Consider the following 282-nt stretch of genomic DNA (forward strand, 5'->3'; position numbering starts at 1 on the left):
GGTGTCAACAGTGCCAAGCTTTTTGTTATACTGTTCACCCTCGATCGAGTACTCGGCGCGTATCATCACGTGCAGCGCTGGATCGAGCAACGCCTTCAAATTTTTGAGCGTCTGATTTAGCAAGTCAACGGTAGGCGCAACGTAAAATAGAGAGCCAACATCTTTTCCAGCTAGGCCGCCTTCGATGTGTCGGCGCATGAAGTCGATTGCAGCACGGGTCTTGCCGAGTCCGGGAACACCGGACACGTAGTTTACGGTAATAGTCATTGCTCACCAATGATC

General features: G+C 51.1%; 1 protein-coding gene. It reads right to left on the reverse strand.

Annotated features, from left to right (window positions below):
* Nucleotides 1-267: DEAD/DEAH box helicase (locus AC1RPH_RS08265; protein WP_481762105.1), on the reverse strand; the 267-nt coding region annotated here is incomplete at its 3' end.
* Nucleotides 268-282 lie beyond the last annotated feature (15 nt).

This window comes from Dellaglioa sp. CoH-57-MRSF-16 (genome assembly GCF_056782055.1).